This window comes from Roseivirga ehrenbergii, from assembly GCF_001593005.1.
In the GTDB taxonomy this organism is placed as follows: domain Bacteria; phylum Bacteroidota; class Bacteroidia; order Cytophagales; family Cyclobacteriaceae; genus Roseivirga; species Roseivirga ehrenbergii.
In genome coordinates, this window is the sequence record NZ_LQZQ01000008.1 from 1 (window position 1) to 22,109 (window position 22,109).

The 22,109-nt window shown below is 39.8% G+C and carries 24 protein-coding genes and 1 tRNA gene; 9 read left to right on the plus strand and 16 right to left on the minus strand.

Annotated elements, in window-relative coordinates:
* Positions 1-77: 77 nt before the first annotated feature.
* The 7 genes from MB14_RS07080 to fbaA form a co-directional block, all read right to left on the minus strand.
* On the minus strand, positions 78-440 hold the full coding sequence (locus MB14_RS07080; protein WP_062590891.1) for a hypothetical protein: 363 nt from the start codon (positions 438-440) through the stop codon (positions 78-80).
* A gap of 9 nt (positions 441-449) precedes the next feature.
* Complete coding sequence (locus MB14_RS07085; RefSeq protein ID WP_062590892.1) at positions 450-1,727, minus strand: DUF6973 domain-containing protein; 1,278 nt, start codon at positions 1,725-1,727, stop codon at positions 450-452.
* Positions 1,728-1,923: 196 nt separating this feature from the next.
* Positions 1,924-2,529 carry a rhomboid family intramembrane serine protease gene (locus MB14_RS07090; protein WP_062590893.1) on the minus strand — a complete coding sequence of 202 codons (606 nt, stop codon included), beginning with the start codon at positions 2,527-2,529 and terminating at the stop codon, positions 1,924-1,926.
* Positions 2,530-3,504 (minus strand): polyprenyl synthetase family protein, encoded by a 975-nt coding sequence (locus MB14_RS07095; RefSeq protein WP_062590894.1) that lies wholly within the window; start codon positions 3,502-3,504, stop codon positions 2,530-2,532.
* Entirely contained in the window at positions 3,464-5,662 is a 2,199-nt protein-coding gene (rnr, locus tag MB14_RS07100; protein ID WP_062590895.1) for a ribonuclease R, read from the minus strand. Before rnr ends, MB14_RS07095 begins: the two co-directional genes overlap by 41 nt.
* 70 nt (positions 5,663-5,732) lie before the next feature.
* Positions 5,733-6,443, minus strand: a complete 711-nt coding sequence (locus MB14_RS07105) for a 3'-5' exonuclease (RefSeq protein WP_053222497.1) — start codon at positions 6,441-6,443, stop codon at positions 5,733-5,735.
* A gap of 117 nt (positions 6,444-6,560) precedes the next feature.
* The gene (fbaA, locus tag MB14_RS07110) at positions 6,561-7,625 is read right to left on the minus strand and encodes a class II fructose-bisphosphate aldolase (protein WP_062590896.1); all 1,065 of its coding nucleotides are present in this window, start codon (positions 7,623-7,625) and stop codon (positions 6,561-6,563) included.
* 196 nt (positions 7,626-7,821) lie between these two features.
* Here fbaA and MB14_RS07115 point away from each other — a divergent pair, with 196 nt between their 5' ends.
* Both MB14_RS07115 and MB14_RS07120 read left to right on the plus strand, forming a co-directional pair.
* Complete coding sequence (locus MB14_RS07115; protein WP_062590949.1) at positions 7,822-9,285, plus strand: M20/M25/M40 family metallo-hydrolase; 1,464 nt, start codon at positions 7,822-7,824, stop codon at positions 9,283-9,285.
* A gap of 2 nt (positions 9,286-9,287) precedes the next feature.
* Positions 9,288-10,034 carry a sulfite exporter TauE/SafE family protein gene (locus MB14_RS07120; RefSeq protein WP_062590897.1) on the plus strand — a complete coding sequence of 249 codons (747 nt, stop codon included), beginning with the start codon at positions 9,288-9,290 and terminating at the stop codon, positions 10,032-10,034.
* Here MB14_RS07120 and MB14_RS07125 read toward each other — a convergent pair.
* Positions 10,020-10,499 carry a nucleotidyltransferase gene (locus MB14_RS07125; RefSeq protein WP_062590898.1) on the minus strand — a complete coding sequence of 160 codons (480 nt, stop codon included), beginning with the start codon at positions 10,497-10,499 and terminating at the stop codon, positions 10,020-10,022. The genes MB14_RS07120 and MB14_RS07125 overlap by 15 nt on opposite strands.
* A 233-nt stretch (positions 10,500-10,732) precedes the next feature.
* Between MB14_RS07125 and MB14_RS07135 the strand changes: the two genes are divergently transcribed.
* The gene (locus MB14_RS07135) at positions 10,733-11,311 is read left to right on the plus strand and encodes a Crp/Fnr family transcriptional regulator (RefSeq protein WP_062590900.1); all 579 of its coding nucleotides are present in this window, start codon (positions 10,733-10,735) and stop codon (positions 11,309-11,311) included.
* A gap of 66 nt (positions 11,312-11,377) precedes the next feature.
* Positions 11,378-11,947, plus strand: coding sequence for a DinB family protein (locus MB14_RS07140; protein ID WP_062590901.1), 570 nt, complete (start codon positions 11,378-11,380; stop codon positions 11,945-11,947).
* A 38-nt stretch (positions 11,948-11,985) separates the two neighbouring features.
* Here the strand turns inward: MB14_RS07140 and MB14_RS07145 are convergent, their stop codons facing one another.
* From MB14_RS07145 to MB14_RS07155, 3 genes are all read right to left on the minus strand, one after another.
* Positions 11,986-14,385: an ABC transporter permease gene (locus MB14_RS07145; protein WP_084375997.1), complete on the minus strand. Its 2,400-nt coding sequence runs from the start codon at positions 14,383-14,385 to the stop codon at positions 11,986-11,988.
* A gap of 368 nt (positions 14,386-14,753) precedes the next feature.
* A tRNA-Ala gene (locus MB14_RS07150) sits at positions 14,754-14,830 on the minus strand.
* Positions 14,831-14,866: 36 nt separating this feature from the next.
* Entirely contained in the window at positions 14,867-15,346 is a 480-nt protein-coding gene (locus MB14_RS07155) for a C40 family peptidase (protein ID WP_062590903.1), read from the minus strand.
* Positions 15,347-15,451: 105 nt separating this feature from the next.
* Between MB14_RS07155 and MB14_RS07160 the strand changes: the two genes are divergently transcribed.
* The 3 genes from MB14_RS07160 (at position 15,452) to MB14_RS07170 (ending at position 17,433) form a co-directional block, all read left to right on the plus strand.
* Positions 15,452-16,120 carry a CAP domain-containing protein gene (locus tag MB14_RS07160; RefSeq protein ID WP_084375998.1) on the plus strand — a complete coding sequence of 223 codons (669 nt, stop codon included), beginning with the start codon at positions 15,452-15,454 and terminating at the stop codon, positions 16,118-16,120.
* A 12-nt stretch (positions 16,121-16,132) separates the two neighbouring features.
* On the plus strand, positions 16,133-16,738 hold the full coding sequence (locus MB14_RS07165; protein WP_062590905.1) for a hypothetical protein: 606 nt from the start codon (positions 16,133-16,135) through the stop codon (positions 16,736-16,738).
* Between the two features lie 101 nt (positions 16,739-16,839).
* On the plus strand, positions 16,840-17,433 hold the full coding sequence (locus MB14_RS07170; RefSeq protein WP_062590906.1) for a hypothetical protein: 594 nt from the start codon (positions 16,840-16,842) through the stop codon (positions 17,431-17,433).
* Between the two features lie 64 nt (positions 17,434-17,497).
* On the opposite strand, the gene MB14_RS07175 is transcribed toward MB14_RS07170, so the two are convergent.
* Genes MB14_RS07175 through MB14_RS07195 form a run of 5 tightly spaced genes read right to left on the minus strand, consistent with a single transcriptional unit; the run spans position 17,498 to position 20,278 of the window.
* Positions 17,498-18,259 (minus strand): zinc metalloprotease, encoded by a 762-nt coding sequence (locus MB14_RS07175; RefSeq protein ID WP_062590907.1) that lies wholly within the window; start codon positions 18,257-18,259, stop codon positions 17,498-17,500.
* 59 nt (positions 18,260-18,318) lie between these two features.
* On the minus strand, positions 18,319-18,798 hold the full coding sequence (locus MB14_RS07180; RefSeq protein WP_062590908.1) for a DUF2306 domain-containing protein: 480 nt from the start codon (positions 18,796-18,798) through the stop codon (positions 18,319-18,321).
* A 2-nt stretch (positions 18,799-18,800) separates the two neighbouring features.
* Positions 18,801-19,361 carry a hypothetical protein gene (locus MB14_RS07185; RefSeq protein ID WP_062590909.1) on the minus strand — a complete coding sequence of 187 codons (561 nt, stop codon included), beginning with the start codon at positions 19,359-19,361 and terminating at the stop codon, positions 18,801-18,803.
* A 58-nt stretch (positions 19,362-19,419) separates the two neighbouring features.
* Positions 19,420-19,707: a winged helix-turn-helix domain-containing protein gene (locus MB14_RS07190; protein WP_062590910.1), complete on the minus strand. Its 288-nt coding sequence runs from the start codon at positions 19,705-19,707 to the stop codon at positions 19,420-19,422.
* On the minus strand, positions 19,697-20,278 hold the full coding sequence (locus MB14_RS07195; RefSeq protein ID WP_062590911.1) for a hypothetical protein: 582 nt from the start codon (positions 20,276-20,278) through the stop codon (positions 19,697-19,699). The genes MB14_RS07190 and MB14_RS07195 overlap by 11 nt, the downstream gene beginning before the upstream one ends.
* A gap of 114 nt (positions 20,279-20,392) precedes the next feature.
* On the opposite strand from MB14_RS07195, the gene MB14_RS07200 reads away from it, so the two are divergent.
* Positions 20,393-21,229 (plus strand): hypothetical protein, encoded by an 837-nt coding sequence (locus MB14_RS07200; RefSeq protein WP_062590912.1) that lies wholly within the window; start codon positions 20,393-20,395, stop codon positions 21,227-21,229.
* A 62-nt stretch (positions 21,230-21,291) separates the two neighbouring features.
* Positions 21,292-22,101, plus strand: coding sequence for an N-acetylmuramic acid 6-phosphate etherase (murQ, locus tag MB14_RS07205; RefSeq protein ID WP_062590913.1), 810 nt, complete (start codon positions 21,292-21,294; stop codon positions 22,099-22,101).
* Positions 22,102-22,109: the final 8 nt, after the last annotated feature.

A 22,109-nucleotide genomic window follows, 5' to 3' on the forward strand; every position in this document is an offset into this window, starting at 1 on the left:
TGCAGCATATTTTATGTCATTTGATTATTTTCAAACTTGCTATTATAGCATTGCTTTTAATTTGAAAATATTAAATACTACCATTCTTTGCTCAAGGTAGTATCATCCTTTATAGTCAATTGAAAACCTCGATTTAATGAACTTCCATTAGTATAGTAACCCATACATTCATAAATCTGTCGGCCATTAGCGTTCGTAGCACTCACCACATAACATCCGTCTGTTGGGTTGGGGTCAGTATTCACAAAACTACCTTTTAAACGTTCACCAACTCCCAAGCTACCAAGGTTAGTTGAGTCGTTACTATGAACAGAATGAATAAATACGTTTTCAAAAACTGTACTTGACTCATTAACAATAATAATGTCAGGGTTTTCCTTGTAAGCGCAACTTGTAAACGTAAATAAAGAAATGATCACCAAGGTACTAAAGCTCTTCATAATTTCTATTTATAAGTTAGTTGGTATTAATTGAGATGAGTTAGTTGCACGGCCACGAGCCGCCCCTCCTTCTAGGTTTGAGAGATAGACTAATTCGCCACTATTGAATGCTGCATTAATAGAGGTTAGAATGTCAGGGTAACCTCTTTCAGAGTAATTAGACCACTCTCGACCAATTCTATTGTTGTGTAAATCCATTTGAACCTCTTTAAATTCATAACTATAATTAGGTGGGCGGTTTTCATGAGCGTCTCCCAACTGCTTTGATAGAGACTCTCCTATCGTAATGGTATTCAAGGCATGAAAAAGAGCATGTCTAATTGCGTCTCCTTTCCCATTGTAATTCGACTCTCTATAGTTGGCGGCAACATAATTTAAGGCTTGTTTGGCATTTGCCAAATAGAGTGCTTGGTTCCAAGTAGACATATTGTCAAATATTCCGATTTCAGCTGTAGACATTTGGCTTCGGTAATCTTGTTCTAGTTCTATTTTATATAAGCATCCACGAACTGAGTCACCACAGCCTGCATAAGGTCCACCTCCATTCTGAGAGTAATAAGTGCCACTGCCTCCCCCGCCACCAAGGTACAGGTCCGGAATATATTCAAGGTTACACTCAGTTTCATAGGATATATTTACCAATTCAGAGTATTGATATACCCATTCGTTTTCATAGGAGAGCAAGTAACTGTCGATATAATGATAAGTGGCGGTAACTTCACAGTTTTCCACCATTCTGTTTTCAATGTTGCCATTGCTGAAGTCACTATTTAGCGAAAGAGGAGCATCTAATAATTTGCCATTGTCCATCTTCTTGGCGTAAACCATTTGGTTGTTATTATCGAACACATTGAGAAGCCCCGAGAAACTTTCCATTTTGGAAAGGGAAACATCCTTTACCGACTTGCCTTCGGACTTCCAACGATCCATAAAGTACTTGGCCACATAGAAATCATATTTTCCACCCTCTCTTTTTATGGCGAGCAGTGATTGCTTTGTGTCATAAAGTTTGTTTGTGATCGGGACTTGTTTTTCCGAAAGGCTGATTTCAAACTCATAGTAGTCCAAACCCAGCTCTTCGGAGTGCTCAAGGAGCACTGATATATTCCAGTCCACTTTATAGTCACTGGAAACAACCTTGCTAAATGCCTCTGGAGAAAACTGTGAAATGATGCTGTTGACTTCTGGGGCTTCAGTTGTCTCGAAGATATCCTCTTCAGAGCAGCCCAACAGTCCCAAGCCAATGGCTGAAAGCAATAGGATGGTTAAATAAATCTGCTTTTTCATGTGATTCTTTATTGTTCTTAGCATTAAAACTGAGGGTTTTAATACCCATCCACAATGGAGTATTAACTATACCCTATATTTATTAATGATATAAACACCGAAAAGTCACCCTTGAAATTGAATTATTTTCGAAAAAAAATATCGCTACACGATTAAACAACGATAAATCAGCGCCTTAACCCTTATATGAATAACCTTAAAAAACAGCCTCTATAAAATAAGCAAAGGTAGATGGGCGAAGGAGTAATGTGAAGATAACGCCATAGATGGCACCAAAAAGATGAGCATCGTGGTTAATATTGTCTGTATTTCGCTTACTCATAATAATGGAGTAAACAATAAAGAGTCCGCCTAGAATATAGCCCGGCAAACAGATAATAGCATAAAGGCACAAATCTCTAATCGGGTCAAACAGAATAAAGGCCATCACCAAGGCCGAAACCCCACCGGATGCCCCAAGTGAATTATAGTTGTAGTTATTTTTATGTTTTATCGTTGTGGGAATATTCGCCACAATAACTGCTGTGATAAAAAGAAGGATATACAGCACAAGGCCTAACTCTCCAAAGTAGGTATAGAATATTTGCTCTATTGCCAGACCGAAAAAGTAAAGCGTAAAAAGGTTGAGAAGTAAATGGATACCATTGTTGTGTACAAAACCTGAGGTAATGAGTTGGTAATACTTCTTCTCGTGAACAACAGTGTACGGATTAAGCATTAAACGCCTATGCCATTCCGGTCGCTCCCAAGCAAAATACGTGACCAAGCCAATTACGGCCATCAATATGTAGGTAACCTGCATTTAGTGCTCTCTATCAATTAAGTATTCTGCAAACCTCTTCAGCGAAGCTCGTTTTTCTTCTTCAATATCAAGTTGTTCCAAATCTGAAAAACCATGATCGAAGTATTCGTTCATTTTGGCTTTGGTTAAAGCTTCAATGCCAATGGCATCATAAATAGCACGTACTGCCTCCACTTTAGCAACAGCGTCAAATTCACTCAGCCCCAACCAATAATCGAGTTGTTTTTTCTGTTCTTCATTGGCCAATTCAAGTGCCTTTAGCAAAAGGAAAGTCTTTTTATTAGAAATGATATCTCCTCCTACCTGCTTCCCAAACTTGGCCTGATCGCCATATACATCCAGTAAGTCGTCCTTCAACTGAAATCCAATGCCAATACTCACCCCAAAGTCATATAGCAACTCAGCGTCTTCCTTTGAGCTTTGGGCAAGCATGGCTCCCAGCTTCAAACTAAAACCTAAAAGCACGGCAGTTTTCAGCCTAATCATATTGATATAAGCCGACTCATCTACTGTAGCTAATCTTTCGAAATTCATATCCAGTTGCTGACCTTCGCAAACTCCCGCAGCACAAGCGTTAAAATCGTGTACTATTTGTTTAAGGTTGGCCGGAGCATCCAAAAGCATATCGTAGGCTTTCACCATCATTACATCACCTGAAAGAATGGCGGTATTTGCATCCCACTTTTCATGCACGGTGGCCTTGCCCCTTCTCAAAGGAGCATTGTCCATTATATCGTCATGTACTAGGGTGAAATTATGAAACACCTCCACCGCCAAGGCTTGGTCCACAACCGTTTCGGGGTCGTCTTTAAAAAGTTTGTACGCCAAAAGCACGAGCAAAGGGCGCATTCGCTTTCCACCTAAAGACATAATATATCTTATAGGTTCATAAAGCTCTTTTGGCTCGCTACCGTAATCTCGTTCTTCTAATCTTTTATTTATGAGCTGAACCAGCTCTAGGTGATTTTCGGTCATCCTCTGCAAATGTTAAATCGATGGTTCTTCTGTCAATGTCGGTAGCTTTCACCCTAACATCTACATTATCGCCAAGGGTAATGATTCTCTTGTTTCGTTTACCAATCACTCGATAGTTTTGTTCATCAAACTCATAAAAATCATCTGTGAGATCAGACATTCTTACCATGCCCTCACATTTGGTTTCGGTGATTTCCACAAAAATACCCCATTCTGTAACACCACTAACAATCCCTGCAAAAACTTTATCTTCGGCCATGGCCATAAATTCAACTTGTTTGAATTTAATAGAAGCACGTTCCGCATCGGCAGCGCGCTTTTCTCGTTCCGAAGCGTGAACACAAAGTTCTTCTGTTTCTTCTTTGTCTACCGATTTACCCCCATCCAAATAATGCTGAAGCAGACGATGCACCATCATGTCGGGGTAACGCCTAATGGGCGAAGTGAAATGTGTATAATGATCGAAAGCCAAACCAAAGTGACCATTTTCAGCCGTGGTATATTTTGCTTTCGCCATAGTACGGATGGCCAATTGTTGCAAAACGTTCTGCTCAGGCTTTCCTTCAATCTCACTGATTAATGCATTAAGTGATTTGGAAATTCCTTGACGTTCTACATCCATTTTATGCCCAAATCTTACAGCAAAGTTTGAAAAAGTATTCAACTTTTCAGGATCTGGGTTGTCGTGGGTTCTGTAAACGAAAGTTTTTGGTTTGTCTCTAGTACCTTTTTTAAATACAAATTCGGCCACACGCTTATTTGCCATGAGCATAAACTCTTCAATCAGCTTATGCGCATCTTTTCTTTCCTTTGGGGTAATTCCGAGCGGCTTACCGTTTTCATCGAGTACAAACTTAACCTCCACGGTTTCAAAATTTACCGCACCATTTTTAAAACGCCTGTTTTTCAAATGATGAGCCAGCTTGTTTAAATGATTGATATCCTCTGCAAAGTCGCCTTCGCCCGATTCAATTCTTTCTTGGGCTTCTTCATAAGTAAACCTTCGGTCAGAATGAATGATGGTTCGGCCAAACCATTCGTTTTTGATATTCGCGTTTTCATCCAATTCAAACACAGCCGAAAACGTAAGTTTATCTTCATTAGGGCGAAGAGAGCAAAGTCCGTTCGAGAGCCTTTCAGGCAACATCGGAATGGTGCGATCGACCAAATATACCGAAGTAGCCCTGTTTACGGCTTCCTTTTCGAGTTCAGAATTTGGTGTTACATAATGCGTTACATCGGCAATATGAATTCCGACTTCCGTATTTCCGTTTGGTAATTTTTGAACAGATAACGCATCGTCAAAATCTTTTGCATCGAAAGGATCAATCGTTACGGTAGTCACATTTCTGAAATCCCTACGTTTGGCTATTTCTGCTTTGGTGATTTTATCTGAAATGCTTTCGGCAGCGGTTTCTAGCCCTTCTGGAAACTCCAAAGGCAAGCCAAACTCGGCAATAATAGAGTGAATTTCTGCATTGTGTTCACCTGCTTTTCCAAGCACTCTGGTGACCACTCCCTCAGGTTTTTTATTTCTTTCGGGCCACTGGGTAATTTTCACAATGACTTTATCATTGTGCTTCGCACCGTTTAAGTCTTTTAAATTGATGAAGATGTCGTAAAACATTTTTCTGAAATCGGAAATCACGAAAGCGTATCGGCTCGACATTTCCAGTCGGCCCACAAACTCATCGCGGTTTCTTTCCAGTACCTCAACAATTTTACCTTCAGCATGCTTTCCATGCTTTTTGTTCTTCAAAACCACTTTGACTTTATCGTCATCCATGGCGCCATTGGTATCGTCTATCGATACCCAAATATCAGCAGTATCTTCATCACCGCCATCGGGGGTTACGTAGGCAAACCTTGCGTTCACAAAATCGACTGTTCCTGTAATAGTTTCTCTTTCACTCTTATCGAGGGCAAAAGAGCCGTTACGTAGTTTTTTAATTGCGCCTATATCTTCCAATCGGAAAATGGCTTCAGTTACAATTTTCTTCGAGTTTTTATCTCTGACCCCAAGGGCCGTTAATATCTGCTTGATCTGATATCCTCTACCCGGATGTTCACCGAGGAAATCGAGGATGAGGGGCTGTACTTGTTTAGCTCCGCGATCGGAGCCATTTGTATTTGTTTGTTTTTTTCTTCTATTACCCATAAAGGGGTTATTTAATAATGTTTAAAAATATGCTAGAAATTAAGCAAAGGTGGGGAGAACACGAATCTTTCTAGATGATGAAAATGTCATCATTTTTTATTGCAGGAAATTGATTGAGTTTTAAAAATACCTGCGCGAGCACAATAACGTCCTTTTTACAGTATTTCGCAATTCTCTCCAAATCGTTTTCTTCGTAATACACTCTATTTACCTGACTTCCATCAATGTCGTCTTTACTAGTGGGAATGTTTAAAATGGCGGCCAACAAATCCAGTGAAGTAAAGTGTTTATAGTCACCAAACTTCCACATTTCCATGGTATCTAAATGCGGAATTTCCCATGGCTTTTTACCCGACATTTGAAGTGTTTTAGGCACTTCAATGCCGTTTATAATCATTCTTCGGGCGATATATGGAAAATCGAACTCCTTACCATTGTGCGCACAAAGCCTTAATTTCTTCGATTTAAATTTTTCTTCTACCAAGGTTTTAAACTCGGTTAAAATTTCAATTTCATCGTGGCTCGATATGTCCTTCACCCTAAGCGAAAATCCATTTTCTTCTTCTTTAAAATAGCCCACCGCAATGGAAATTATTTTTCCAAATTCTGAATAAATTCCTGCTTGGCCATACAACTCGGCTGGCGACAGTTCATTTGGATTTCGTAAGAACGCAGCTTTTTTGGTCCAAAGCTTCTGCATTCTTTCGGGTAATTCATCAAAGCTTTTATAGGCTGCGGCTGTTTCTATATCCAGAAACAAAAGGTCGGAAAACTGTTTCATCCTTTTAAGATAATAAGTATTCTAACAATTATAATACTGCGCACCCGATAATTAGGGCATAAAAAAAGCAACTACCACCTGTAGTTGCTCTCTTAACCTTAGTTTTTGAAATAAAGTTTAGTTTCTGTTCATGCAATTCAAATCGCTGAAGGCTTCTTCTAATCTTTTCACAATGCTTTCTTCTCCTTTTCTTAACCAAACACGTGGATCGTAGAATTTTTTGTTTGGAGAATCATCGCCTGTTGGGTTACCAATCTGGCCTTGAAGGTAATCCTTCTTATCGTTGTAATAGCTGTGAACGCCATCCCAGAATGCCCACTGAATATCAGTATCAATGTTCATTTTGATTGAACCGTAAGAAGTAGCTTCCTTAATTTGAGCAGGCTCTGAGCCTGAACCTCCGTGGAATACAAAGTAAACTGGCTTGTCTTCGGTATTGAATTTAGCTTTGATATAATCCTGAGAGTTTTTCAAGATTTCTGGTTTCAAAGAAACATTACCTGGCTTATAAACACCGTGTACGTTTCCGAAAGAAGCAGCAATTGTGAAAATATCTCCTACTTGTCTTAACGCATCCCAAGCTTGAGCCACTTCTTCTGGCTGAGTGTACAGTCTTGAAGAATCTACATCTGTATTGTCTACACCGTCTTCTTCTCCACCAGTAATTCCCAACTCTATTTCAATACCCATTTCAAGGGCATGCATTCTTTTGTAATATTCAACACTGATAGAAATGTTATCCTCAAGTGTTTCCTCAGAAAGGTCGAGCATGTGCGTGCTGTACAATGGCTGACCATTCTCTTTGTAATATTTTTCACCGGCTTCTAAAAGGCCGTCAATCCAAGGTAATAATTTTTTGGCAGCGTGGTCGGTGTGAAGAATTACAGGAACACCATAATGCTTGGCCATTTGATGTACGTGCATAGCACCAGAAATAGCACCTTGAATAGATGCATTGTAGTCGTCATTTGCAAGTGACTTGCCAGCATAAAAAGCGGCACCACTTACTGAAAACTGGATCATTACTGGTGAATTCACTTTGGCCGCAACCTCTAAAACTGAATTGATTGTGTTTGTACCAGTAACGTTTACTGCTGGTAACGCAAACTCATTCGCTTTGGCATAAGCTAAACAATCCTTAAGCTCTTGGCCATAAAGTACACCACTTCTGAATCTTGACATTTCTTTAAATTTATGCTGGTTAATTTTTGGGCAAAGAAACAAAATTAATCTATCTAAAGGAACTCAAAGGGGAAGGAATAAAAGATTTGAGCACTAGCCAGTTATAGATTGCATCATTTAATTATAAACGATCGTGTAAAAGTGGCTACACTGCTCCGATTTCTTTTTTAACTTCCGCCTCCAAATTTTTATGACTATGAAAAAAACACTCTGCATACTCTTTAGCGCTGCGCTAGTCTTTACGGCCTGCTCACCAAAAGCCGATGACCAAGCCACGGTTTTCAAAAAAATTAATGAAGAAGTTTTGGCCAACTCTAAAGCCTACGAAACTTTAGGAGAAGCCATTGAAACCATTGGTCACAGACTTACAGGTTCTGAAAATGGCGCTCAGGCCGAACAATATACTTATGACCTACTGAAAAGCTATGGGATGACTGATGTACAGTTCCAACCTTTCGAAGTAGAATCATGGTCGAGAGGAAATATTGATGTGCAGATTGGCGCAAAGGGTAAATTGGAAACTGTGCCTGCCGTTACTTTGGCACACTCTCCTGTTTCAGCAGATGTGACTGCTGAAATCGTGGACATGGGCAATGGCGTTGATGCTGACTATGAAGCCAGACCTGATGCCGTAATGGGGAAAATCGCTTTGGTGTATATTGGTACTTTGCCAGATAGCCCAAAAGGAACTCCAGGGTTACACCGTTCTGAAAAAACCGCTTTAGCGACTAAATATGGTGCTATTGGTATCATCATCATTAACCAAGTAGATGGAGGCGTTTTACTTACCGGAACGGCTTCGGTTACGGGTAGCCTTATTCCAATCCCTGCGGTTTGTATTGGGAAAGAAGATGGAATGGCCTTGAAAGAAAGTTTGGCAGCAAAAAGCCAATTTGCTTCTATTAAAATGACCAACCAATCGGGATTAATTAAAGCGAGAAACGTGATTGCCACAATTAAGGGTTCAGAGTTTCCTGATGAGAAAATTATTGTAGGCGGACATTTAGATTCATGGGATTTGTCTACTGGAGCAATCGATAATGGCATTGGTTCATTTGCTGTATTAGACATGGCTAGAACTTTCCAAGCCTTGAATTTGAAACCAAAAAGAACTGTTCAGTTTGTAATGTTTATGGGTGAAGAAGAAGGTTTACTGGGTTCTAGATATATGGTAGACGAAGCCATAAAGAATGGAACGATTGACCAAATTAAGTATGTAATGAACCAAGACATGTCGGGTAACCCTGCTGGATTTGGAACAGGCGGAAGACCAGAAGCCGAAGCTTTCTTTAAGGCTGTTGGAAAAGAAATCATGGCGATTGATTCTACTACCTACACTAACGCAGTTAGCAATGGTGCTGGACTGCATAGTGATCATCAGCCATTTATGTTGCAAGGAATTCCTTACACTGCACCAAGCTCAAGATTAGACCGCGCCATTTATGGTTGCTACCATGCCGATTGTGATTCCTTCGACTTAGTAAACAAAGAGCATATGGTAAACAATGTTCGTTTTAGTTCTATGATGCTTTACGCATTGGCCAATGCCGAAACGCTTCCTGCCAAAAAACTAAACGATGCCGAAACCAAAGCTTTCTTAGAAGGTCATGACCTTAAGCTGAAGCTACAAATTGGTGGGGATTGGAGATGGGATAACTAACATTGGACTATCAAATTATCTTGGTATTACTGGCAGTCGGTTTAATTGCCGGCTGCTTAAATACCCTAGCAGGCGGAGGTTCTTTGCTTGCTTTACCTGTGATGATATTTTTAGGCTTGCCTCCCAATGTGGCTAATGCCACAAATAGAGTTGCCATAGTTTTACAGAATATTTTTGCTGTACTCGGCTTTAAGAGCAAGGGCGTTTCCGTGTATCCATTTAATGTTTGGCTGGGTATTTCTGCTTTTTTTGGGTCGATTGTAGGTGCTTTCTTAGCAGTCGATATCAATGAAGAACTTTTTAATAAAATCTTGGCTTTCGTTATTGTAGCGGTTGTAGTTTATATGGCCATCAATCCGCTCAAGTATTTCAAAAAGGAAGAAAACACGAGCAAAAAGGCAACCTTAACTTCTATCTTCATTTTCTTCTTTATAGGTATTTACGGAGGCTTTATTCAGGCTGGAGTAGGTTACCTAATGATTATGGCACTCACACTAGTAAATGGCTTTAGTTTAGTGAAAACCAACAGCATTAAAGTATTTGTAGCTCTTACCTATACTTCGGTAGCCTTGGCTATCTTCATTTATTATGACATCATCAATTGGGAATTTGGTATTCCTTTGGCTTTAGGTCAAGCGGTTGGTGGTTGGTTATCGAGCCGATGGAGCGTGAAATTAGGCGACAATTGGATTCGCTATTTTGTGATGGTCACAGCTTCGGCCTTTGCGATTAAACTATTCTTCTTTTAGCTTTTTGGCGTAATAGGCCTCAACTTCTTCCAGTTTCGATAAGTCATCTAAGTCTTTATATCGCTTCGATCGGGATTTTTCATTTTTCAGGTCTTGGAAAGAAATAACTTTTATTTCCGTTCCTTCAATTATCCGAGTTTCGGCTTTTTCTAGCGCTTCATCAAAGCTTATTTCCTTACTGATATTGATTCTTGCAAGTAATTCCACCGTGTAATTTCCTTCTGAAAAACTCACAATATTATTTTTAATGATCTCATTTTCAGCTTCTTCTGAAAATTCATAACCCATTCTGTAAAAAGCATTCCCAAGCTTAATCAAGTTGTTCTCATCATTTGATACCCACAAATCTAAATCTCCCGTTGTGCGGTTGTAACCGTAAAAATTGACGGCAAAGCCACCAATGACCATATAGCGGACACCACTCACATTAAAGGCTTTGATCACATGTAGATAATAATCATCCATTTCTTTTCTTCAATTGAAAACCTCTGGGTTCTTTTTTATTAGGCTGAAATTTATTCATGACCTTGATTTGGTTCAACAACCAAAGAATACGCTCTTCTGGAGTTCGGTTTAAAGACTGTTCCAACATAAACCGTTCGGATTCTTCGTGAGACTTAAAAATACGGATTGACTTACCCATACCTAAAGCTATCAAAAATGACTCCGATTTAAAACGCTTGTGCTATTTTAGATTCATGGAAGAAGTTTTGCAGCAATTAGAAAAGAAAGTCCGAAGCATTGTCCAGCCCAATGATCAAGAATGGCAAGCTTTCACTCAAAAATGGAGACCCTTTTCCTTCGATAAAAACCATCGAGTAACCGAGCTGGGCGAGGTTGAACCTTACTTTTATTTTATTTCAGAGGGAGTCATTCGCGGCTACTTTATAAAAAATGGAGAAGAATTTAACATCGGTTTTTCTTACCATGGCGAATACAGTGGTGTTTACGACTCTTTCATGCTACAAAAACCATCTCAATATGCGCTTGAAACGCTCACAGAAACTTCTGGAATACGAATTAAATATCATGACTTAATGCCCTTATTCGATCAGTATAAAGTCTTTGAACGCTGGGGACGCCTTTTCAATCAAAGTGTATTAGTAGGTTTTGGTGTTTTCATTCAGTCCATTTTGGCCGATTCAGCCGAAGAGCGTTTTAATCGATTAATGGATCAAAGCCCACATATTTTTCAGTTAGTACCACAAAAACACTTGGCCTCTTACTTGGGCATGTCGGCAGAAACTTTTAGTCGCATGAGAAAAAAGACGATGTAGTTCTTTCTTGATATAAATCAAGTTTTGGTTCGAGCACCCGGTTTAGCTTTGTAAAAAATTAAAGGCATGGCAATAAGCACTCAGAAATATCTAGATGGAGTTATAAACGAACTTGAGCAAGCAATAAGCCGAGTAGAAAACCTCACAGCAAATTTAGATGAGAAAACCCTAAACCAACCCGAATCACATGGCAAATGGAGTATGCTACAATGCATTGAGCACATTACTTTGGCCACAGCGGTTTATGTAAAAAACTTCAAGGAGAAGCTAAATGGTCAACAGCTTCCGGCAGCAGCAGATAATTACAAAGGTCATTGGAAGGGTAAAATGTTTGCCAAAATGAACGCTCCAAAACCCGAGGGAGAAATATCCATGAAGTTGAAAACCTTCAAATTTCTAGAGCCCAAAAGTCAACTCAATTCAAATACTGTAATGGCTGAATTCAAACAGGTTCATAAACAGATGATCGCCTTAGTAGAGAAAAGCCGTGCGGTAAACATTGATCGCATAAAAGTACCTACCGCTCTAGGTTCAATGGTGAAACTAAGATTGGGCGAAGCCCTTCGCTTTATCATTGCCCATACGCAACGCCATTTGGTGCAGCTGGAGCGCATCAAAAATACGGTAACAAAATAAGTTAGGGGAAAGGAGTTCTTTCCCCTAACTGGAATTTTCTATTCGTCTCTCAATCGTTCTGAAGGATTTGAAACCGCAGCCTTAAAGGTTTGAAAGCTAATAGTAACAAAAGCGATGGCACCTGCTATAAGCGCGGCCAGTAAAAATGGCGAAACCCCTAGCGTAGTTCTGTAAGCATACCCTGCCAACCAGTCGTTCATAAAATACCAGGCCACAGGGAAGGCCAAAAGCATGGCCACAGCAATAAGAATAACAAACTCTTTTGAAAGAATGCCCACAATTTGCTGCACCGAAGCACCAAGCACCTTTCTGATGGAAATTTCTTTACTTCGTTGCGACACGGTAAATGATGCCAAACCAAACAAGCCTAAACAAGCTAAGAAAATAGCCAAGCCTGAAAACAAAGTAAACAATTGACTACGTTGTGTTTCTGTAGTATAAAGGTTCTCGAAACGGTCGTCCAAGAAATTATAATTCAATGGAGCGTTGGGTGAAAAGTTTGCATAAAGTTCTTCTACTTGTTGAATCGCACTCCGAATGTTAGTGCCCTCAATTTTGATAGAAAGATTACGCATTTGGTTAGGGCGATTGACCATAATTATAGGCGAAATCTCGCTTTGCAACGACTCGAAATGGAAATCTTTCACTACCCCTATTACTTTGCCACGCACCCCTGCATAAATCATATTTTGGCCTATGGCATCTTCTGCGCTACCCCAACCAATCACCTCCACCGATTTTTCATTTAAAACAAATGAAGTTGAGTCGTTAGCAAAATTATCGGAAAAGTTGCGCCCACTAGCCATTTCCATTTGGTAGGTTGGAATAAAGTCAGGGTCAACAGATAGACTTTTTATCACCACCGGAGTTGGCAACATCTCTCCGTTTACTTCAGCCTGTGCTCCTTGCGAATCTAATAGCTGGCCTGAAGGCACTCGGCTTGATCCGCCTACCATTTTTACACCTTGAATAGTAAGCAATTCATTTTTAAAAGCTTCATACTGATCTGCAACTTGCTGACTTACCCCCATAATCATCATCTGCTCACGGTCGTAGCCTAATTTTTTATTCTGAATAAAATCGAGTTGTTTGAACACCACAATGGTAGAAACAATTAAGATTACAGAAATGGTAAACTGAACTACCACCAAAAACCTTCTTAAGTTGCCACTTTTAGCTCCTCCTGTTAGTTTGCCTTTCAAAACTTTTAAAGGTTGAAAAGAAGACAAATAGAAAGCTGGGTAACTGCCCGAAAGTACCCCCACCACAACGGCACTGGTTAAAATAACGGCTACCAACGGAAGGTTAGTGAATAAGTCAAACTCAAGTTGCAGGCCGGTAAATGCTCTAAAATAAGGAAGTATCAAAGAAGTTACTCCAACGGCCAAAAACAAAGCGAAGAACACTAATACAATGGACTCCACTAAAAACTGATTGATCAACTTGCCTTTTCCTGCCCCAAAAACTTTGCGCATTCCCACTTCTTTGGCGCGAGTAGCAGAACGGGCAGTGGCCAAGTTCATGTAATTGATACAAGCAATGGCCAAAATCAAGAAAGCAATGGAAGCAAAAATATAAACATAAGTAATATCACTGTTCTGCCCTTGTTCGTCATCCAAGTTAGAATGCAAGTGGATATCTGTAAGTTTTTGAACATGTAAGGCCGTCCAAGTGGTAGCCTCCTCATCGATGTGTTTATTTAAAAAATCACCCATTCTACGTTCGATTTCGCTGATCCGCCCTTCGGGCTTGAGCGTAAAGAAAGTAGCGAAATTATTACTCCCCCAATTTTGCATCATCGCTTCTCTACCTCCATAAAAGGCTTCCAGCGGAGTCATTTCGGCTAGAAAATCTACCTGAAAAGAAGAGTTTTCAGGAAGCTTTTTGAAAACGCCTTTTACAATTAAATCCGCTTGAGAAAGAAAATTAATCGACTTACCAATGGGATCTTCATCACCAAAATACTTATAAGCCATTTCATCTGAAATCACTACAGAGCCTGGTTGAGTCAGTGCCTGTACTATATTTCCTTCAATTACATCGAAGGTTAGAATTGCTGCTATTTCAGGGTCAGCAAAGTAGAAGTTATCTTCATCATAGAGCCTGTTGTTGTACTTCACCGGGCCGCTCACCGACATCATTCGGCCAATTTTTTCTATTTCTCCAGAAAAATCCTCTTTGGCCAATGGCCCAAACGGAGGTGCCACACGTGACAGATGAAGAGATGTAGAGCCATCGGGGCTAATGAACTCACGGGTAAATCGGTAAATATTATCCGAGTTGGTGTGAAACTTATCGTAACTGGTTTCTTCAGAAATGTAAAGACCGATTAGCATACAGCAGGCAAGCCCAACTGACAAACCCAGAACATTAATGATGGAAAAAACCTTATGGCGCTTTAAGCTGCGTAAAGCAATTTTGAGATAACTTTTAAGCATTGTGTTGTTGTTTGAGATTTGAATTTGTTTCTATCCGTTAAGCCGCCTTTTTCAGACCTGAGACAGCTTAACTGGTTAAAGATAAATAATATAGCCGAAAGTTGCACAGGCAAAAAGTTAGATTCTAGAAACTAGAAGTTGAATCATGGGCCTGATAGGCTTAGGATAAAGAAGTAGAACTATTTGGTTAAAATGCTCTACTAGAAACCAAAAAATCCTCGCATTTTTGCAAGGCTTTCAATTCTGTGGAGAATACCGCCCCGAAGCCTCGGGGCGAACCGGTGACCTTCCCGAAGCAAGTTCGGGACGCTCTAGCCAGCTGAGCTAATAGCAAAAAAGCCTCACATTTCTGTGAAGCTTTTTACTTCTGGTGGAGAATACCGGAGTCGAACCGGTGACCTCTACACTGCCAGTGTAGCGCTCTAGCCAGCTGAGCTAATCCCCCAAAAGGTCGGCAAATATACAAGGCCAAGTATATAAATCAAAGCACTCTTCTGGCTCGTTTGAATCTTTGTATATAATAAGGTGAAAACAGATTGCTTTCCGTTACTCCAAGTGAGGTAGAAGCATGAATAAAACGGATGTCGGATTTACTTCTTACCGCAGTAACAATGCCGGCATGGGTAATTTCATTTTTCTTCTTCCCCGTAGCAAAAAACACCATGTCGCCCGGTTTTAAATCCTTTAGTTTAATCTTCTCACCAATTTTCGCCTGATCTTCCGATACTCTTGGCAATTGAATTCTCACACTATAATAAGCATGATAAAGAAGTGCCGAGCAATCTAAACCTACTCGGGTAGTTCCTCCATATTTATAGGGTGTACCTACATAAGACCGCGCGGTTTGAATTACGGTGTTAACTTTTTGATCTCTTCCTTTCTTTGTTCCTGTACAGTCGGTCAGAAAAAACAGGGAGAAAACTAGAAGGGCTGATAAAATTAAGGCTTTGTTATACTTCACTTAAAAATATTCTGTTTGAGTAAAACTAATATAAAATGATTTTAAAGTAGAACGATTTTCGGATTGAAATCCCGCTATGTCTTAAATTAACGTATATCTTCGTGCATGAAATCCCACAAATTTTATATTCTTCTGGCTTTAATGTTGTGCTTTTGCTCAACCTTAAGCGCTCAGCGAAAATGGGATGATAAATATTATAAAAAATTGAATGACAATGATTTCAGATCGTTCAAACTTTTTAAAGCACCAATTGATTTAGATAAGATTAACTATAAAGTACTGAATGCGGCCTTATTTTTTGTTACCAACGAGGCCAGAATAGAAAAAGGCATGAAGCCCTTGGCCTATCAGCCCAACCTAGAAATTATGGCTTGGAACCATTCTGTTGAAATGGGTGAAGAAGATTTTTTCGACCACATTAATAAAAGCGATAAAAAAAGAAGAACGCCAGAAGAGCGTGCCGCTTTGGCAGGAATTACCAACCCTACCATTTCAGAAAATATATCGGCTGTTGGAGGAGTATACTTTGGGTCTTACCTAGCACTGGCCGATCATATTGTGGACAAATGGATTGACTCTCCTCCACATGCCAAAGCAATTTTTAGTGAAAAAGCTATTCAATTAGGCTGTGGAGCTTATTATTACAAAGGCGTTTGGCAAGGCAACAAAGCCATTTGGAAACAAGGCGATGGTTTCTGGCTGGCTACTCAAAACTTTCAGTCTTTTGCCGAAATTGTGAGTGAAAAATCAAAAGACAAAGACATTAAAAATTAACCACAAACAAATATGATTAGAATTTTATTGGCTGTATTGATTACATGCAGTTCCTTATCCCTTTCGGCTCAAGAGCTTTCTACAAAAGAGACAAAAGCCATTAATAAAAGGCTAGACACTTATGTCAAACTCACAAAAAAAGAAGACTACAATGCCTTAATGAACCTTATCTATCCAAAAATATTTGAGGTAGCATCAAAGGAACAAATGATCGAAGTTTTCAATAGCCTAGAAGCACAGGGGTTCGATATGATTTTTGAAGAAATGAAGATTACAAGTTTGAAACCCGTTTCAATCAGCACATCTGCTAGCTACGTACTTTGCCCTTATGATATGAAAATGAAGGTTGCATTGGTTAATAAAGAAATGCAAAACCCAGAAGTAGCCAATAGCATGCTAGAGGCATTCAAAATGGTGTATAGCACAGGAACTGTAAGCTTGGACAAAGAAAATTACACTTTCCAAATTGAAGGAAAGAAGTACTTAATAGCCATTCAAAACAGCGACTATGGAAAAGATTGGTATTTCGCAGAATTTGACCAAAGCAATCCAATGCTACTTAACATGATGTTTCCAGAAGAGGTGATTAAAAAAACAAAAGAGTTAGTTAAAGACTGAAACTGCAACTTATCACGTTGAATGATCGTCTTCCGTTTTTAGCCTAAGAGATAAATCAAAAAAGGCCTGAAACTTGTTAAGTAGAAAGAAAAGAATTGAACATGAGAAAATATATTATAGTGTTTGCCATTGGAATGCTCTCTTCAGGGCTTATGGCACAGTCTTTAAGCAAAACCGATTCCGAAGCCATTAGTGCAAGGTTTAGTAAGTTTTTAGAACACACTTCTAAACAAGAGTTTGATAAACTTTTGAATTTCTTACACCCTAAACAGTTCGAGGGCAATTCCTCTGTAAGCATGAAAGAAATGGCTCAGATGCTACAGCTAATGAGGATTAAATTGGAAATGGAAAATGTAGAAGTAGGAAGATTAAATGGATTAAGTCCGCAAGGGAATAACAAATATGCCTTAGCCGATTATTCCATGGATTTGAAACTTACTTTAAATGAGCAAAACAAAGCCTTTGCCGATCAAATTGTAAATGGATTAAAAGGTGAGTTTGGTGCTGGAAATGTAACTTATGATGCCTCGAAATACCTAATTACCGCTAAGGGTGCCAAAAACGTAATTTGGGTGAAGGAAAAAGCACTGGGTAACGATTGGTATTTAGTGGATTTTGACCCTCAAAGGCCGCAGGCTTGGAAGAGTATTATTCCTGAAAAAGTACTTTCAGAAGCTGCAACTAAAACAAAATAAGCTTAATAAGAACCCTTCAAAAGTTACAGTTTCACCTTTTGAAGGGTTTTTTCTTTCTTCAATTTTACTTCCCTCCATTTGCCTTTAAATCGGCCAAGCATTGGGCATCTAAAGATGGAGGAGCACTCATTCCCAATAAATCATTCAAACCCGCAGTAGATTCCACTGCAAAATACATTAAGCAATCATCTACATCGCAGTGATGTCCATTTGCTACATCTTGATGATCACTTTGTAATGCGGAACCAGTATTCACTAAACCCAAAATATGGCCGAATTCATGTGCCATTACACTCGAGGTTAAAAGCGATGTAGAAGACTGGCCAATTCCACCTGAAAGTTCTTCGATTCTACTCTGGAAAAGCACCATGGAAGTATTCTTATAAGCTACACCCAATACGTTTTCGTTAGTGGCATAACTACCATCGGCAAAGAAGAGATAAACACCCAAAGTCGACTCATTATTGAACTTCAAGCGGTTGGCCGTTTCAATATCGACCAGTTCCTGAAGGCTATATTGAGATTTACCTGGTGTAGAAATTTGACGTGTTATCACAGAAATTCCTTCCGGCTTATTCAATCGTTCAGCTAAAAAACTTCTGATGTAATCCACACTAGCAGATGGTGGTTCAAAACCTACAGCGTACACCAGCTCTACTTCTAATCGATTATAATTTGAAGACGCTAAAAGGTCATTGGCCGACTCACCCACAGGTCGGTTATTCAAATTTGCTCCTCCACCCCCATTCGGGTCTGAATCGCCTCCGCAAGACGCTAAAAGCAAACAGAGGGCAATAGAGTATATTCCTGACTTTATCTTCTTCATAACCACTAAACTAGTAATCACTTACGATGTTCAAAGACGATTTGGTTTAAGTTTCTCGATTAATTCACAAAAAGCGACTTTGCCTTCTTCTTAATAACAAGCATTCCTATCAAGCCCGTTAACATTGTAGCGAGCATTACCACCCACCAAAAATATTGCATGTCGAAAAAGCGCACCCCTACTTCGGACCAAAAAGCACAATAAAGCCCCACTACCGACCAACTCATAAAATAGAAGTGTTTTTTGTACCAATCCTTACTCCTTCTTATGGCCGGAATTACGCCTAAAAGCACAGTAACTAAACTGATAAGCGCAAAGGCGTGGAATAGTGAAAAGCTTCCGAAATTATAAATACCAAAACCACTGAGGTTCATGAATACCATTGCAATTACATAAGCATAACCGAGTTTTCTATGCAAACTGGTTCCCTTTGCATTTAACACTACCAATGCTCCAAAAATCATGGACAACACCGCACAACAGGTATGAAACAGCCCTAAATAAGAACTAAACACCTTTAAGCTTTCTAAGAACCCCATAACTATTTGAGCTTAGTAAGGTTCATTTCCAGAATGGTGAAGGCTTGTCCATTGGCCATGATAAATTCTCCCTTCTCATGCCAAGTATCTTCTTTCAAAGTGGTAGTGTATTGAATGCTTCCACCGGGTACGTCAAAGCCCCAAATAAATTGGCCTTCATTATTGAGCTGAGCAGCAGTTAAAGCCATATTACCGTCTGCCAGAAGCGATTTCATTTCGTACTGCTTTCTTTCGTTGTTATAATACAGCACTCCTAAAGATTGAAACCCCACTTTACCATCCGATTTATTAGTGCCAACACCTTCAGCGAGTATGGCCATTCCGCCAATTTTTCTTTGTATGTTTTCTACTACAGTAAACTCAGCCTTTTGACGTGATTCATCCATCGACCAACCCTCTCCTTCCCACTGGCCAATCCAGTTTGAAAGCTTTTCCATAGCCTCTTTATTCAATGTGCCAACTTCTTGGGCATTGGCTACGTGATTTACAAGTGCTCCGTAAAGCACTACGATAAAAATAAAAATTACTTTCACTGTCTTCATTTTAATTGATTCTGTTTCCATGATTCTAAATTTAAGTTTTACAAACTAGTTTATATTATAAACCATAATTGCAAAAAAATTATGGCTTCAAATACTGTTGAATTTCTTTTACGTAAGTGTCGAATGCGTCCACTCCCTTCGGAGTTATCTTACAGGTGGTTTTAGGCTTCTTGCCTTCAAACTGCTTAATGATTTCGATATAACCCGCAGTTGAAAGCTTATCTAACTGCACGCTCAAATTACCTGCAGTAGATTCCGTTTGCTCCTTAATGAATACAAAATCCGCAGTCTCTACACTAATCAGCAATGACATTACGGCCAACCTAAGCTGCGAATGTAAAAGCGGATCGAGTTGATTAAACCCCATTGTTTCTGAAATTTGCTTTCATAATATATCCTGGCACCAAATAGCCCACTGCAATACCAAGAGCCAGCAAAAGCATTTGATAATTTTCAGGTTGTCTAAAAGCAATAAATGCCAAAACCCAAAAGACAAAGCCCCCAAATTGCAAAGGCCTAAAACCCATCATTGCTCCAGATACCGCAGTGCCAACACCAGCCAAAAGTAATATGAAAGGAACAGTATTCCAGCCAATAAGCTGACCATTAAAAACAATGGTAAACATGGCCATACCCAAACTGAACCACAGCCAAGCATACATCTTATCGGTATAATTCTTTACCTGGCTTTTCTTACCACGCCTAGCTCCCACCACTCCAGAAACAATCGCTCCTACGATAGTAAGCGACCAACCAATGAACGGGTATTCAAAATCTGTAAATGTAGATAAATAGTAATGCCCAACACTAGCCACCAGGACAATCCAGCCCCATAAGAGAAAAAAGAAACTGTTATCTGAATAGCGCTTTCGTGCCTTTCCAATCATCGATTGAATAAGCGCCATGCTTTCCTGAGGGGTTAATTCTTTTTCTTCCATCTTAAATTATTTTCTCAAATGTAAAGTAGTTTATTTTATAAACCAAATACATACACGCACTGAATCACTCTAAGGTTTCATTCGAATTGCTATTTTTGATTTTCATAATAAAGCATGACCAAAGTATTAATAGCAGATAGCGGCTTTACTAAAACCGATTGGCGACTGATTGGTGCCGATGGCAGTATTGAACAGGCCCGAACCACAGGGATTAACCCTTATTACCAAACCGAAGAAGAAATTCTCTTGGTGATTCAAGACCTGCACAGCCAGTTACCCGATAAAGTAGACGAAATCTATTTTTACGGAACGGGCTGTTCATCAGGCACTAACCGCGACAAAATAGCCAAGCTCTTGAACCGCTATTATTCAGAGGCTAAGATTGACGTGAACCATGATTTATTGGCCGCTGCTCGCTCTTTGTGTGGTGACGAAAAAGGTATAGCGTGTATTATAGGCACTGGCACAAACTCATGCCTTTACGATGGCAGTAAAATTATCAGCAACGTACCTTCCTTAGGTTGGGCCATTGCCGATGAAGGTGGAGGAACCTACTTAGGCAAAACCTTGGTTACCGATTATTACAGAAAAGATATGCCCGAACATTTGAGGGTTATTTTTAAAGAGCGTTTCGGATTGAACAAGGATGCATTTCTTACTGCCATTTACCAAGAGCCTATGCCAGGTCGCTTTTTGGCCAGCTTCGCGAAGTTTATCAACGAGCAGATTAGCGAGCCTTATATGTATAAATTAGTGTACGATGCCTTTACCACTTTCATTACAAAAAACGTAGTGAAATATGAAGGCTACAAAGAAGTACCTGTCCATTTCACGGGCTCAGTGGCTTATTACTTCAACAACATTTTACGCAAAGTAGCAGTAGACCAAGGTATTTACATTAAGCACATTACTGAACACCCAATAGCTGGACTTACGCTTTTTCATCAATAAATAGAGTTCGTCAACCTTAAATTGGTTTCTTTGCATCATCTGAAATTTCAATAACAAACCCAATGAACATCACCGAATCAGAGTCGCATTACAATTCGCTTGAGCACATGTCAGTACAAGATTTGCTGACCAATATTAACAAGGAAGACCAAACAGTTTCTTTGGCCGTTCAAAAAGTGATTCCTCAAATCGAAGCTTTGGTCAATCAGATTGTTCCTCGTATGCAAATGGGCGGAAGGATTTTTTACATTGGTGCTGGTACAAGCGGACGTTTGGGTGTGGTTGATGCTTCGGAATGCCCTCCCACTTACGGGGTCGAACACGGTGTTGTAGTGGGCATTATTGCTGGCGGAGATACTGCCATTCGTAAAGCCGTAGAAAATGCAGAAGACGATGAAAATCAAGCTTGGGAAGACTTGCAAGAACACATCATCAACCATAAAGACACGGTAATTGGTATTGCGGCTTCGGGCAGAACACCTTATGTAATTGGTGGACTAAAAGAGGCGCGCAAAAACGATATCCTCACAGGCTGTATTGTTTGTAATCCAGATAGCCCTGTAGCTTGGGAAGCGGAGTATCCGATAGAACCCATTGTAGGCCCTGAGTTTATTACGGGCAGCACACGCATGAAATCTGGCACTGCTCAAAAGCTTGTACTGAATATGATCTCTACCTCGGTAATGATTAAACTAGGCAAAGTGCAAGGTAACAGAATGGTCGACATGCAGCTTTCCAATAACAAGCTAGTAGACCGTGGCACAAGAATGATTATGGAGATGTTACAGATCGACAGCCCCACTGCAGAAATGCTACTTAAAACCCATGGTTCTGTCAGAAAGGTGATTGACTTTGTGATGAGTCAGGGGTAAAATAGGCC